General features: G+C 71.7%; 14 protein-coding genes. 5 read left to right on the plus strand and 9 right to left on the minus strand.

Features of this window, described 5'->3' with window-relative positions:
- Nucleotides 1-22 precede the first annotated feature (22 nt).
- Genes OC490_RS27310 through OC490_RS27330 form a run of 5 tightly spaced genes read right to left on the minus strand, consistent with a single transcriptional unit; the run spans nt 23 to nt 4140 of the window.
- Nucleotides 23-991, minus strand: a complete 969-nt coding sequence (locus tag OC490_RS27310) for an ABC transporter substrate-binding protein (RefSeq protein ID WP_262060660.1) — start codon at nt 989-991, stop codon at nt 23-25.
- Complete coding sequence (locus OC490_RS27315) at nt 988-1704, minus strand: ABC transporter ATP-binding protein (RefSeq protein WP_262060661.1); 717 nt, start codon at nt 1702-1704, stop codon at nt 988-990. Before OC490_RS27315 ends, OC490_RS27310 begins: the two co-directional genes overlap by 4 nt.
- Before the next feature lie 2 nt (nt 1705-1706).
- A complete protein-coding gene (locus OC490_RS27320; protein ID WP_262060662.1) occupies nt 1707-2591 on the minus strand; it encodes an ABC transporter permease in 885 nt (294 codons plus the stop codon).
- The gene (locus OC490_RS27325; RefSeq protein WP_262060663.1) at nt 2588-3433 is read right to left on the minus strand and encodes a sulfurtransferase; all 846 of its coding nucleotides are present in this window, start codon (nt 3431-3433) and stop codon (nt 2588-2590) included. Before OC490_RS27325 ends, OC490_RS27320 begins: the two co-directional genes overlap by 4 nt.
- A complete protein-coding gene (locus OC490_RS27330; protein ID WP_262060664.1) occupies nt 3430-4140 on the minus strand; it encodes an alpha/beta hydrolase in 711 nt (236 codons plus the stop codon). Before OC490_RS27330 ends, OC490_RS27325 begins: the two co-directional genes overlap by 4 nt.
- 338 nt (nt 4141-4478) lie before the next feature.
- On the opposite strand from OC490_RS27330, the gene OC490_RS27335 reads away from it, so the two are divergent.
- Nucleotides 4479-5327, plus strand: a complete 849-nt coding sequence (locus OC490_RS27335) for a LysR family transcriptional regulator (RefSeq protein WP_200713807.1) — start codon at nt 4479-4481, stop codon at nt 5325-5327.
- 153 nt (nt 5328-5480) lie between these two features.
- Nucleotides 5481-6362: a pyrroloquinoline quinone biosynthesis protein PqqB gene (pqqB, locus tag OC490_RS27340; RefSeq protein WP_262060665.1), complete on the plus strand. Its 882-nt coding sequence runs from the start codon at nt 5481-5483 to the stop codon at nt 6360-6362.
- Between the two features lie 21 nt (nt 6363-6383).
- Here the strand turns inward: pqqB and OC490_RS27345 are convergent, their stop codons facing one another.
- Both OC490_RS27345 and OC490_RS27350 read right to left on the minus strand, forming a co-directional pair.
- Nucleotides 6384-6785 carry a MarR family winged helix-turn-helix transcriptional regulator gene (locus OC490_RS27345; protein WP_262060666.1) on the minus strand — a complete coding sequence of 134 codons (402 nt, stop codon included), beginning with the start codon at nt 6783-6785 and terminating at the stop codon, nt 6384-6386.
- Nucleotides 6786-6882: 97 nt separating this feature from the next.
- Nucleotides 6883-7233, minus strand: a complete 351-nt coding sequence (locus tag OC490_RS27350; RefSeq protein WP_262060667.1) for a VOC family protein — start codon at nt 7231-7233, stop codon at nt 6883-6885.
- 301 nt (nt 7234-7534) lie between these two features.
- On the opposite strand from OC490_RS27350, the gene OC490_RS27355 reads away from it, so the two are divergent.
- On the plus strand, nt 7535-8251 hold the full coding sequence (locus tag OC490_RS27355; RefSeq protein WP_262060778.1) for an alpha/beta hydrolase: 717 nt from the start codon (nt 7535-7537) through the stop codon (nt 8249-8251).
- On the opposite strand, the gene OC490_RS27360 is transcribed toward OC490_RS27355, so the two are convergent.
- On the minus strand, nt 8221-9141 hold the full coding sequence (locus tag OC490_RS27360) for a YihY/virulence factor BrkB family protein (protein WP_410099028.1): 921 nt from the start codon (nt 9139-9141) through the stop codon (nt 8221-8223). The two genes, OC490_RS27355 and OC490_RS27360, sit on opposite strands and share 31 nt — an antisense overlap.
- A 144-nt stretch (nt 9142-9285) precedes the next feature.
- Between OC490_RS27360 and OC490_RS27365 the strand changes: the two genes are divergently transcribed.
- Together OC490_RS27365 and OC490_RS27370 are read left to right on the plus strand one after the other, a co-directional pair.
- A complete protein-coding gene (locus tag OC490_RS27365) occupies nt 9286-9771 on the plus strand; it encodes a cation:proton antiporter regulatory subunit (protein WP_262060669.1) in 486 nt (161 codons plus the stop codon).
- A 5-nt stretch (nt 9772-9776) separates the two neighbouring features.
- Nucleotides 9777-11012, plus strand: a complete 1236-nt coding sequence (locus OC490_RS27370; protein ID WP_262060670.1) for a cation:proton antiporter — start codon at nt 9777-9779, stop codon at nt 11010-11012.
- 21 nt (nt 11013-11033) lie between these two features.
- Here the strand turns inward: OC490_RS27370 and OC490_RS27375 are convergent, their stop codons facing one another.
- Nucleotides 11034-12356, minus strand: coding sequence for a hypothetical protein (locus OC490_RS27375; protein WP_262060779.1), 1323 nt, complete (start codon nt 12354-12356; stop codon nt 11034-11036).
- Between the last annotated feature and the right edge of the window lie 72 nt (nt 12357-12428).

Consider the following 12428-nt stretch of genomic DNA (forward strand, 5'->3'; position numbering starts at 1 on the left):
GCGAACTCCTAAGACGTGAAGGTCACTTGATCAGGGAGGCGTCGGTGGACTTGGCCACGTCCACGTTCGGGTCGAGGACGCCGATGCTGTTCATGAGGTCGGCGACCTGCTGGACGGTGGTGTTGACGTCCGAGGTGACCGGCAGCACCTGGCTGTAGGCGGCCGAGGCGAGGGCCTTCGCCACCGAGGCGTCGGCGCCGTTGCGCTGCTCGATGGCCTTGGCGTACGCGTCCTGGTGGGTGCTGGTCCACTTCAGCGCCGTGCTCAGGCGCTGGAGGAAGTCGCTCAGGGCGGTCTTCTTCGCGGAGTTGGCGAGCGCCTTCTCGGAGGCGTTGACGAAGCCGATGCCGCTGACCCGGCCGTCCCCGCCGTCGACGAGGAGCCTGCCGCCCTGCTCCAGGCCGACGGCCTGGTAGACGCCGAAGGTCGCCCAGATCTTGATCTTCCCGGAGGCGAACGCGGCCTGCGCGTCCGTCGGCAGCAGGTACTGCACCTTGACGTCCTTGTAGCTGAGCCCGTTCTGCTTGAGGACGTTGGCCAGCAGATACTCCGAGACGCTGCCCTTCGCCGAGGACACCACGACCTTCTGGCCCTTGAGGTCCTTCACGCTGTCGATGCCGGAGTCCTTGCGCACGACGATCCCGACGTGCGTGCCGTCGTTCTTGAGGGCGGCCACGTTCTTGATCTTGACGCCGCCGCTGAGCGCCTGGAGCGCGGGCAGGTCGGCGGAGAACCCGGTGTCGGCGGCGTCCGCCTGCACGGCCTGGTAGAGCGGGGCCGCGCCCTGGAACTCGGCCCACTTCACCTTGTACTTGGCGCCCTTGAGCGCGTCGGAGGCGGCGATGATCGTCTGGAGGGTCTTGGCCTGGTCGCCGATGGTGAGGGTGACCTGTCCACCGGAGGCGGCGTCCGCCGAGGAGTTGCCGCCGCAGGCGCTCAACGCCAGCAGGGCGGTCAGGCTCAGGGAGGCGGCGGCGATTCTGCGGATCACGAGGAGGTTCCTTCCAGGGTGCGGGTCACGCCGAGCCAGTTCAGGAGGCGGGCGCGCAGGGTCACGAACTCGGGGGCGGTCAGATCACGGGGACGGGGCAGGTCGACGGTCAACTCGTGGGCGATACGCCCCTCGTCCATCACCAGCACGCGGTCGGCGAGCAGCAGCGCCTCCTCCACGTCATGGGTGACCAGGAGGATCGCGCACCCGTGCAGCCGCCACAGCTCGGCGACGAGCGCCTGCACCTTGCCCCGGGTCAGCGCGTCCAGGGCGCCGAACGGCTCGTCCAGGAGCAGGAGTTCGGGCTCCCGGACCAGGGCGCGGGCCAGCGAGACGCGCTGCGCCTGACCGCCGGACAGCGTCTTGGGCCAGACGGTCGCGCGCTCCGCGATGCCGACCTCGTCGAGGGCCTTGAGCGCGAGCGCCCGGTCGGGGCGGCCCGGCAGGCCGAGCACGACATTGCGCCACACCTTCAACCAGGGGAGCAGGCGCGGCGATTGGAAGGCCGCGCTGCGCCGCGCGGGTACGGTCACCTCGCCGCCGATCTCGTCGTCGAGCCCCGCGAGGATCCGCAGCAGCGTCGACTTCCCGCAGCCGCTGTGCCCGAGCAGGGCCACGAACTCGCCCTCACGGATGTCCAGATCGAGCTCGTGCAGCACGGTGTTGCCGTCGAAGGCCCGCGAAAGGCCCCGTATTTCCACGGAGTTGGCCATGACTACGCCTCGCCCTCGAAGTTGGCCCGCCAGGTCAGCAGGCGGCGCGACAGGATCCGTACGGCGAAGTCGCAGGCCAGCCCGAGCAGCGCGTACACGACGAGGCACAGCACGATGACGTCCGTGCGGAAGTACTGCTGGGCGTTGCTCATCAGATAGCCGAGCCCCGCGTCCGCGTTGATCTGCTCGGCGAACACCAGCGCCAGCCAGGCGGTGGACAGCGCGTACCGGAGTCCCACGAGTGCCCCGGGCAGCGCGCTCGGCAGGATGACGTACATGATCAGACCGAGCCGGCCGAGCCCCATCATCCGTGCGGCCTCGACGAGTTGGGCGTCGGTGGAGCGGATGCCGCCGTAGATGTTGAAGTACAGCGGGTAGGTCACGCCGAGCGCGACCAGGGCGATCTTCGGGGTCTCCTCGATGCCGAACCACACGATGAACAGCGGGATCAGACCCACCCAGGGGATCGCCCGGAACATGCCCATCGAGGAGTCGATGACGTCCTCGCCCAGCCGGAACAGCCCGGCCACCAAGGACAGGACGAGCGCGACGCTCGTGCCGATGAGGAATCCGATGGCGGCACGGCGGCCCGACGCGGCGATGGCGCGTGGGAGTTCACCGTCCTTCGTCAGCTCGACGGCCTGTCGGATGACGTCGACGGGGGAGGCCAGCACGGATTCGGGCAGTACTCCGGTGGCGGAGGTGATGAACCAGAGCAGCACCAGGCCGACCGGTCCGGCGGCCCGCCGCACGGAGCGCGGGACGGTGAAGCGGCGGGCGGTCTTCGCCGTGCCGCGGATGGTGACGCGAGCCGCCGCCACCGGGGCCTTGTCCTCGGGGGTGGGCTGTGCGGGCAGCACCGGCGCGTTCAGCGGTTTCGTCGTCATGGCCGGCCTCCCGTCGCCGCCGGGCGCGCGGGGTCGGCGGACCAGGCGGACCAGGAACCGGGGAAGAGTGTCGCGTCGAACCCGGCGATCTCCAGCGCCGCGATCTGATGGGCGGCGGTGACACCGGACCCGCAGTACACGCCGATGCGAACCGCCTCACCGGCACCGTGTTCCTCGAACCGCTTGCGCAGTTCCTCGGGCGAGCGGAAGGTCCCGTCCGCCGTGAGGTTCTCCCCGGTCGGCGCGGACACCGCCCCCGGGATGTGCCCGGCGCGCGGGTCCACCGGCTCGACCTCGCCCCGGTACCGCTCACCGGCGCGGGCGTCCAACAGCAGCCCGGACGCGGCGAGTTCGGCGGCACCGTCGGCATCGGTGATCGGCAGCGCACCCGCGCGGAGTACGACGTCGCCGGGTTCCGGATCGGCGGGGATCCCGGACTCCAGCGGCAGCCTGGCCGTGCGCCAGGCACCCAACGCCCCGTCCAGCAGCGTCACTTCGTCGACGCCGGTGTACCGCAGCAGCCACCAGGCGCGGGCCGCCGCCGTGTTGCCCAGGTCGTCGTAGACCACGACGGGCCGACCGCTCCCGATGCCCCAACGGCGCGCGAATTCCTGCAGCTCCGCGAGGTCGGGCAGCGGATGCCGGCCGCCGTCCGGACTCGCCGGCGCGGCCAGTTCGGTGTCCAGGTTGACATAGACCGCGCCGGGGATGTGTCCGTCGGCGTAGTGGTCGCGGCCGTAGGGATCACCGAGGGCCCACCGGACGTCGAGCAGCACCGGCGGCTGCTCGGAGCGGAGGAGTCCGGCCAGCTCGGGGACTGTGGTCGTCACTCGGCGGCTCATGTCAACTCCTCGGCGATCGAGGGGAGTTCGGGGGAGAGACGGAGCCGTTCGAGGAAGAGGACGACCGTGGCGGCGACGGTGCGGTGCAGGGCGTCGTTGAGGACGTCGTGCCGGCCGTCCACGAAGGTCACGGTGTGCACGTTCGAATGACCGTCGTAGACGTTCAGTGCCCGGTCGAGCGGGCTGATCGTGTCGTCCTTGCCGTGCAGGGCCAGCACCGGGACGCGCACCAGGTCCAGGCGCGGTTCCGGCAGTTCGGGGGTGTTGTCGATGGCACCCCGGCGGAACTCGGAGTCGTTGGTGAGGCGCCCCTGATGGGTCGGGCAGGCGGTGCGTGCCGCGGCCTCCTCCTCCCAACTCCCGGAAGTCCAGGCGCCGGTGGGCAGCCCGGCCAGGATCAGCGCGTCGATGCCCGCGGTGTGCTCGGCGGCGAGCTGCAGGGCGTAACGCGCGCCCGTGTCGGAGCCGACCAGCACCTTCGGGCCCGGCAGCGACTCGTCGGCGAGCAGCTTGGCGGCCTGCTCCAGGACGGCGGGATCGGCGGCCGGGTCGCCGAGGGCGCGGACGCGGTAGGCGTCGTAGCCGAGCCGGCGGCCGAACCGTTCGTAGACACCGCCGTGTTCGCCCCGCCCGGCCAGCACGATCAACGTGCCGCGCGCGGCGAGGCCTTCGGGTTCGTCCCAGGACGAGACGGAGTGAGAGGGCATGGGGCGACAACTCCCAACGAGGGGAAAGGGGAGGGGAATTCAGCAAGGGGGGAGGAAGCGAGCAGGCCGGAGCCGCCGTCACGTGTCAGTGCGCAGGGCGGACGTGATCAGCGAGAACGCGGAGTGGGTGCCGGAGAACGGCGTCAGGTCAACGACAGCGCGCGCTGCACGCCACGCCGAAGTCAATGACTCGGCGCTGCGTCAGAAAGGCAGCGAAAGCGGTCGTGTGCAGCATGCGCTCATCATGACCGGCCCCGACCGATCGCGTCCAACGATGATTCCGCATCGAAATCGATCAGTTGTCGCGATCGATGTCCGGAACGGCTACCGTCACCGGCATGCCCCAACCTGTCCTCGACATCGTGGCCCTGCGCAGCCTGACCGCGATAGCCGACTGCGGCGGCTTCCATCGCGCGGCCCGGGCTCTCGCCCTGAGCCAGTCCGCGGTCAGCCAGCATGTGCGCAGGCTGGAGAAGACGCTCGGGTTGCCGATCGTCGAGCGGGAGGGGCGCGGCACCCGGTTCACCCCCGAGGGGCGACTGCTCCTCGAACAGGCCCGGCGCATCCTCGCCGTGCACGACGAGGCCGTACGCACCCTGCTCGACGTGGACGGCGACACCATCACCATCGGCTCCACCGAACACGCGGCCGACCAGTTTCTGCCACGGCTGACCGCGGCCGTCCAGGAAGTGCGGCCGGGCTGCCGCGTCCGCTTCCGCATCGACCGCTCGGCCCGCCTGGTCGAGGCCGTGGAACGCGGCAGCGTCGACGTCGCGGTGTACGTCACCGAGGCCGCCGCCACCGAGGGCACACCGGTCGGTGGCCTCCCGCTGACCTGGCACGCCACACCCGGCTGGCGGCCACCGGCCGCGCCCGCACCGGTTCCGCTGGTCGCCATCGAGGATCCGTGCGCGATCCGCCGCCGTGCCATCTCGACCCTCGCCGCGCACGGCGTACCCGCCGCGGTCGTCGGCGACGCAGGCTATCTCGCCGGCGTTCTCGACATCGCCCGGACCGGACAGGGCGTCGCCCTGCTCGCCGCCGTCGGCACCGCCCCCGACGGCCTCACCCCGTACGACGGGCTGCCCTCGGTCACCCCGATCCCCATGAGCGCGCTGGCCCGCCCGGGCACCGACCCGGCGACGGTCGACGCGGCCTTCGCCGCCGTACGGGATCTGCTGCGCTGAGACGGGCGAGAGCCGCGGACGGAGATCGGCCGGAACTGTCCCCTGCGGTGGGGTAGTCCGGTCCGTTTCGGAGGAAAGATCCCCCGGGGAGATTTCGGTGAGGCGATTTCGACGCTGATTCCGAATCCGATTCTGCAAGGGGGCGCGATCGTCGTGAGGGTCGTCCTGCTCGGTACCGCCGCCGGTGGCGGTTTCCCGCAGTGGAACTGCGCCTGCGCGCTGTGCGCCGCCGCCCGCGACGGGAAACTGCCCTCGCGCACCCAGGACTGCGTGGCCGTCACCGGCAACGCACGCGACTGGTGGCTGCTCAACGCCTCACCCGACGTCCGCACCCAGCTCGCCGCCACCTCCGCGCTCTGGCCGGGCCCCGGCCCGCGCGACAGCCCCGTCCGCGGTGTGCTCCTCACCGACGCCGAGCCCCACCACGTGGCGGGTCTGACCGCGCTGCGCGGGGCGATGGGCCTCAAGGTGTACGCCCCGCGGCCCGTCCTCGCCGCGCTCACCCCGGCCCGGACCGTCCTCGACCGCTACGCCCCCTGGGAATGGGCCGACAGCCTCGCCGAGGGCGGGTTCGTGCTCGCCGGAGGGCTGGTCGTCACGGCCCATCCGGTAGGCGACAGGCCACCCGAGTACGTGCCGCCGCTTCGCCGTCGTCCGGACGACCGTTGGGTGGTCGCGTACCGCGTCGAGGATCTGGCTACCGGCGGGGCATTCGTCTACGCACCACGCGTCGCCGCCTGGACGGCTACCCTCGACGACCTGTTGGAGACGGCGGACTGCGCGGCGCTGGACGGCACCTTCCTCGGCGCGGACGAGGTGAGCGTGGCAGGCACCGGTCGGCCGAGCACGGGACAGTTGCCCGTCACCGGCCCCGACGGCAGCCTCACCGCCCTCGCCCGGCACCCCGGCGTCCGCCGGATCTACACCCACCTCGGCAACACGAACCCGCTGCTCGACCCCGGCTCGACGGCGCGGGCGCAGGTGAACGCAGCGGGGGTCGAAGTGCTCATGGACGGAGCCGAGTTCGTGGTGTGAGGCGCGCAGACCGGGCGGCGGCTACTCCTGCGCGCTGTCCAACATCCTTGCCAGCACGCCCCGTTGGAGCGGCAGTACCTCCGCGTGCAGGTCGCGGCCCTTGCGGGTCAGGGCGACCCACACCCCGCGTCGGTCCTCGACGCACACGGAGCGTTCCACGAGGCCGTCCTTCTCCAGCCGGCCGATGAGCCGCGAGAGCGCGCTCTGGCTGAGATGGACCCGTCCGACCAGGTTCTGCACCCGGCACTGGTCGCCGTCCCGGGGCGCCTCGGACGCGAGCATGTCCAGCACCTCGAAGTCGCTCGCGCCCAGCCCGTGCGGGTGCAGCACGCGGTCGATCTCGCACATCGTGCGCGCGTGCACGGACAGGATGTCCCGCCACTCGTCCTCTAGTTGCCGGGCACCGGCCGACTTCACTGCCATACCTGCACGGTAACACCGATCCGGCCAATCGTTGAGTCTGCAACTAGTGCGCGTGCAAGTAGCGCGTGCGGGTCGCCGGGCCGGTACGGCAACGGTGTCAGGCGGCCGGATTCTGTGTCAGCCCGACGAAGTTCCCGTCCGCGTCCTTCACGAAGGCGATCAGCTTGCCGCCGCCGACGTCCTGGACGTCCTGGACCAGCTCGGCCCCCGCCTCCACCAGCGCCGCCACCCGTGTCCGGATGTCGTCCACGGTCCAGTACGGCACCGGTCCGGTCATGCCCTTGGAGTGCCCGTTCGGGTCGAGGCCGACGTCCTGCCCTGCGGCCTTGTAGCCGACGTAGTACGGCTCGTCCGCGTACGGCTCGACCCCCAGCAGGGCGCCGAACAGGGCCTTCGCGCGGTCCAGGTCCTTGACGGGGTAGATGATCGTGTTCAGACCGTCGGTCATGGCGAACTCCTCTGTGAAGCGTGGTCCGGCGGAATTCGCCGGTGAATTCAGGCTAGGCCGGGGGAGCGGCTGGAGGCTTCTCCAATCCTGACCGGCTGCCGCGCGGGGCGGGTCCGTCACCGGTTGCCGTGCCGGGCGAATCCGTTGCCAACTGCCGCGCCCGGCGGGCTCGTCGACGATGCCGGCCGGTCCGCCGCCCGACCCGGGGCCGGGGCGGGGCGTCGTCCGGGAGAGGATCATCTCCGTGACCCGCGACGCGGAGGTCGCGGTGAGGCCGGAACACCGGAACAGGGGGCACAGCGTGGTGCAGCAGGACGAGACCGAACTTCCGCCGCCCGTGCCCGGAGGCGCACTGCTGCTCCGGCACCGCCCGGCCCGCCCGCGAGCGGCCGTCCTGGTCCTGCACGGCGGTCAGGAGACGAGCCACCGTCCCGCCAGGCCCTGGCAGCTCGCCGCGCTGCGGATGGGACCGTTCGTGCGGGCGGTGTCCGGCGCGCTGCCGGACGACGACGTCCTGCTCGCCCGGGCCCGATACCGCGTGCGCGGCTGGAACGGCGAGTGCGCCGACCCGGTGCGGGACACCCACCGCGCGCTGGACGAACTCGCCGAACTGGCGGGCCCCGTACCGACCGTGCTGCTCGGCCACTCCATGGGTGGCCGGGCCGCTCTGCGTGCCGCCGGTCATCCGCAGGTGTGCGGTGTGGTCGCGCTGGCGCCGTGGTGGCCGCCGGGCGAACCGGTGGAACAGACGGCCGGCCGACACGTCGTCTGCCTTCACGGCGACCAGGACCGCGTCACCTCACCCGCCGACTCGGCGGACTGCGTGCGCAGGGCGCGGACCACGGCGACCCGTACCGCAATGGCGCTCGTCGGCGGGGGCGACCACGCCATGCTCCGCCGCCACCGTCTCTGGCACGACACCGCCGCGGCCCTCGTCGCCCACCTCCTCGACCCCGCCGGCGCACCGGATCCACTGCCCGAGGAGTCCTACGGGACGGCCGACTTCCCGGTGCTGTGACCGGATGACCGAGGAACTGGACCACCGGTCGGCCCGGCCAGTTCGGCGGCGAACTGCGCTCCCGTGAGCAGCGCCAGGTTCGACAGCCACAGCCAGATGAGGAAGACGACGATGCCGGAGAGCGAGCCGTAGAGCCTGCTGTAGGCGCCGAGCGTCGAGGCGTACGACGAGAAGCCCGCCGAGACGGCCAGCCACAGCGCGGCGGCCAGGGCGCCACCGGGCAGGGTGTGCCCGCGTCGGCGCGCTGAGGCCGGGCCCGTGTGGAAGACGACCACGACCAGGAGGACCACCAGGCACAGCAGTACCGGCCAGCGCAGCAGACTCCACGCCCAGGCCGCGCTGGTGCCCATGCCGAAGATCCGGCCGACGACCTCCGCGAGCGGGCCGGTCAGCAGCAGCGTGAGCGAGCCGACGAGGAGCAGTCCGAGCACCAAGAGCGCGGTGAGCACGATGCGGGGCGCCTTGCGCCAGGTCGAACGCCGGTCCTCGGTGCGGTGCATCCGGTGCAGGGCGCGGCGGAACACGGCGAGATAACTGGAGGCCGACCACAGCGCGCTGCCCGCACCGGTCACCAGCAACGGCCAGGCCGTGCCGTCCGCGTCCAGCGCGTGCGACAGGACGGTGTGCAGATCGGCGCCCGAGTCGGCCGGGGCGTAGGCGGCGACATGGCTGATGAACTCCTGGGCCGTGTCCGGGCTGATCATCCCGAACCCCAGGACCGTCGCGAGCATCGCGGGGAGCACGGTCAGGATCGCGTAGTACGTCAGCGCCGCCGCGTAGTCCGTGATGTCGTCGTTCCACAGCGCGACCGGCGTCCGCCGCAGCGCGGGCCACCACGCGGCGGGCGGCCGGACCGCGATCATCCCCGCCCACGGTGTGCTCATGCCCATCCACCTCTCACCCGGTTCTCCTTCTGCCCGTGTTGGGACGCACTACTCCAAGCAGGTCCGACGGCGAATCGGTCAAGAAATGGCAAAGAAGGGTCAAGAACATGTAAGGTTCACGGAGATCCGCGAGGAACAGGGGGACACGTCATGGGCACTCCACGCGTGAGCAGTACGCCGTTGCCGGGCATCGGCGTCCGCTACGACCTGACGACACGTGAACAGCGCCTGCTGTCGGTGGTCGCGCACCGGGACGGCGAGCGGACCCTGAACGCGTACCGGTCCGACGACCCGGACGCCTGCGCCCTGTCCGTACGGCTGACCACGGCGGAGACGGCCGCGCTCGTCGACGCCCTGCTGCCCGAGCACCACAGCCCGAACCTGCTGTCCACCACCGAACTGGGCCTGGTCGCCGAGCGCATTCAGCTGTCGGCGCTCTCGTACTGGAACGGGAGGGTGCTGGGCGAGACCAGGATGCGCACCGAGACCGGTGTCTCGATCGTGGCCGTGCTGCGCCGGGCCGAGGCCGTCCCCTCCCCGACGCCGGACTTCCGGCTGGCCGGCGGGGACACCCTGATCGTGATCGGCACCCGCGAGGGCGTCGAGTCGGCCGCCGCGATACTCGGGCGGGAGTGACCGCGATGCACTCCTCCGCGAGGTTCCTGATCGAGTTCGGCGCGATCATCCTGGCCCTGGGACTGCTGGGCCGGTTCGCCGCACGCTTCCGGTTCTCCCCGATACCGCTCTATCTGCTGGCAGGGCTCGCCTTCGGTGAAGGCGGGCTGCTGCCGCTGGGCACCAGCGAGGAGTTCGTCGCCATCGGCGCCGAGATCGGCGTCATCCTGCTGCTGTTGATGCTCGGCCTGGAGTACACGGCCAGCGATCTCGTCTCCAACCTCAAGACCCAGTACAGCGCGGGTCTCGTCGACGCCGCCCTGAACGCGCTGCCCGGCGCCGCCATGGCCCTGCTCCTCGGCTGGGGACCGGTCGCCGCCGTGGTGCTGGCCGGGGTCACCTGGATCTCCTCCTCCGGCGTCATCGCCAAGGTCCTGGGCGATCTGGGCCGCCTCGGCAACCGCGAGACCCCCGTCATCCTGAGCATCCTCGTCCTCGAAGACCTCTCGATGGCCGTCTACCTCCCGATCATCACCGCACTGCTCGCCGGCACGGGTCTCGCCTCGGGCAGTCTCACGCTGGTCGTCGCCCTCGGTGCCGCGGCCCTGGTCCTGCTGGTCGCGGTCCGCTACGGCCGCCACATCTCCCGTTTCGTCTCCAGCGACGACCCCGAGAAGCTGCTGCTGGTCGTCCTGGGCCTGACCCTGCTGGTGGCCGGTGTCGCCCAGCAGCTCCAAGTGTCCGCAGCCGTGGGCGCGTTCCTGGTCGGCATTGCCCTGTCCGGAGAGGCCGCGGAGGGTGCGCACAGTCTGCTCTCCCCGCTGCGGGACCTGTTCGCCGCCGTGTTCTTCGTCTTCTTCGGCCTGCACACCGACCCGGCGAGCATCCCGCCCGTCCTGCTGCCCGCGCTCGCCCTGGCGGTCGTCACCGCCGGCACGAAGATCGCCACGGGGTACTGGGCGGCCCGGCGCGCGGGCATCTCCGCCAAGGGCCGCTGGCGGGCGGGCGGCACTCTGGTCGCCCGCGGCGAGTTCTCCATCGTCATCGCCGGCCTCGCCGTCACCGCCGGCATCGAACCCTCGCTCGGCCCGCTGGCGACGGCGTACGTGCTGATCCTGGTCGTCGTAGGCCCGCTCAGTGCCCGCTACACCGAGCCGCTGGCCACCCGCCTGACCGGGCGCCGACGGGACAAGACAGCCCCCGTGGCCGAAGCGGCAGGGACCGCGAACAGCACTGCTCCGGAGCCCCACGAGGTGGCGTAGGTCGGTGCCCTGTCCCGGTCGTCACCAGCCCGTCAGGAGCAGGTGGTTGAGGAGCAGGGCCAGAACGGCCTGCGCGGTCAGCCAGGTGCGGGGCCGGGGGAGGAATGCGCAGGCGGGCAGCAGCCACATCGCGAACGGCAGCCAGATGCGCTCCGTCTCCGCCTTGCTCATACCGGAGAGATCCGCGAGGAGGAGGGCCAGCAGCGCGGCGAACACCAGCAGCGCGAGCCGGGGTTGGGGTGCGGGGGTGCGCAAACCGCCCCGCAGGTCCGGGAGTTGGGGGCGTACGGGAGCGGTGCCCGCCTGCCGTAGGCCCGCCACCGTTGCCGGGCCCACGATCAGGACTGTGCAGGCCAGGTTCGCCCACACCCAGTAGCCGTACGGCCGGGTCCCGCCGACGCCTTCGTAGTAGCGGGTGATCAACAGGCGGTACGCCTCCCACCAGTTGAAGCCGAGCAGCGTGAACACCACTGGTACGACGGCGAGTCCGGCGACGACGTACGGGAGCGGACGAAGCCGCCGGTGCCCGAGCAGCAGTGCTGCGCCCGCGATCACCGCGAACAGGGTCAGCCCGTACGAGAGATACGCGGTGAGGCCGAGGAGCAGCCCGGCGGCGAGGCCTGCCGGTCGCGGCCGGTGTCCGGTCACCGCGAGGGCGAGGAACGCGACGGCCCAGGCGGCGACCGCCGCGAAGTATCCGTCCGCCGAGGTGCCCATCCACACGGCGGCCGGGGCGAGGACGAGGAACGGCGCGGCGCGGCGGGCGAGTTGCTCACCGGCGAGCACGCGCACGGTGACGAGAACCGCCGCGCCCGCCGTCGCCCCGACGGTGATGCACCAGACGCCCGCCCAGGCCCCGCCGCCCAGTCCGATCCGGTCCAGGAGGACGAAGGTGACGGTGGCCGCCGGGGGATGCCCGGCGATGTGCGCGGGCCAGGGCGCGGGGGAGTGGCTGAGGATGTGGTGGGTGAAGTCGCGCAGGGTGGCGGGGATGTCGTGGAAGCGGCCGATGACCGTCAGGTATTCGTTCGTGGTCGTCAGCCGTCCCGCGATACCGCGCTGCCAGCCGTCGACCAGGGCCAGCGAGAACGTCCAGGCCATGGCGGTGCCCCAGACCGTCAACAGCAGTGCGCGCCAGGGCAGTTGGGCGGCAAGCGCGGGACCGTACGCCACCACGGCGACCGCGACGGCGAGTGCCGCCGGGGTTCCGGGGCCGACGTGCGGCTCCCACTGCGCGAACACGGGCGGCCAGCCGACGAAGAGCGAGTGGTGGCGGTGCTGGATCGCGGTACCGACCAGCACCGCCACCAGGACGAGCAGCGCGGCGGCGAGGGCGGCCGACAGATCGCGGACGTGGTCGCGCGGACGGTCGCCCGGAACGTCACGGGGACGGTCGTCGGCGCGGGCATCCTGGTG

Source organism: Streptomyces sp. STR69 (assembly GCF_024519455.1).
GTDB lineage: Bacteria > Actinomycetota > Actinomycetes > Streptomycetales > Streptomycetaceae > Streptomyces.

Bases quoted from the DNA above. Each gene is read 5' to 3' on its own strand.
- OC490_RS27335 (WP_200713807.1), top strand. From the start codon at position 4,479: ATGCCCCAACCTGTCCTCGACATCGTGGCCCTGCGCAGCCTGACCGCG.
- OC490_RS27360 (WP_410099028.1), bottom strand. From the start codon at position 9,141: ATGGGCATGAGCACACCGTGGGCGGGGATGATCGCGGTCCGGCCGCCC.
- OC490_RS27315 (WP_262060661.1), bottom strand. From the start codon at position 1,704: ATGGCCAACTCCGTGGAAATACGGGGCCTTTCGCGGGCCTTCGACGGC.
- OC490_RS27330 (WP_262060664.1), bottom strand. From the start codon at position 4,140: ATGCCCTCTCACTCCGTCTCGTCCTGGGACGAACCCGAAGGCCTCGCC.
- OC490_RS27350 (WP_262060667.1), bottom strand. From the start codon at position 7,233: ATGACCGACGGTCTGAACACGATCATCTACCCCGTCAAGGACCTGGAC.
- OC490_RS27325 (WP_262060663.1), bottom strand. From the start codon at position 3,433: ATGAGCCGCCGAGTGACGACCACAGTCCCCGAGCTGGCCGGACTCCTC.
- OC490_RS27370 (WP_262060670.1), top strand. From the start codon at position 9,777: ATGCACTCCTCCGCGAGGTTCCTGATCGAGTTCGGCGCGATCATCCTG.
- OC490_RS27345 (WP_262060666.1), bottom strand. From the start codon at position 6,785: ATGGCAGTGAAGTCGGCCGGTGCCCGGCAACTAGAGGACGAGTGGCGG.
- OC490_RS27365 (WP_262060669.1), top strand. From the start codon at position 9,286: ATGGGCACTCCACGCGTGAGCAGTACGCCGTTGCCGGGCATCGGCGTC.
- OC490_RS27320 (WP_262060662.1), bottom strand. From the start codon at position 2,591: ATGACGACGAAACCGCTGAACGCGCCGGTGCTGCCCGCACAGCCCACC.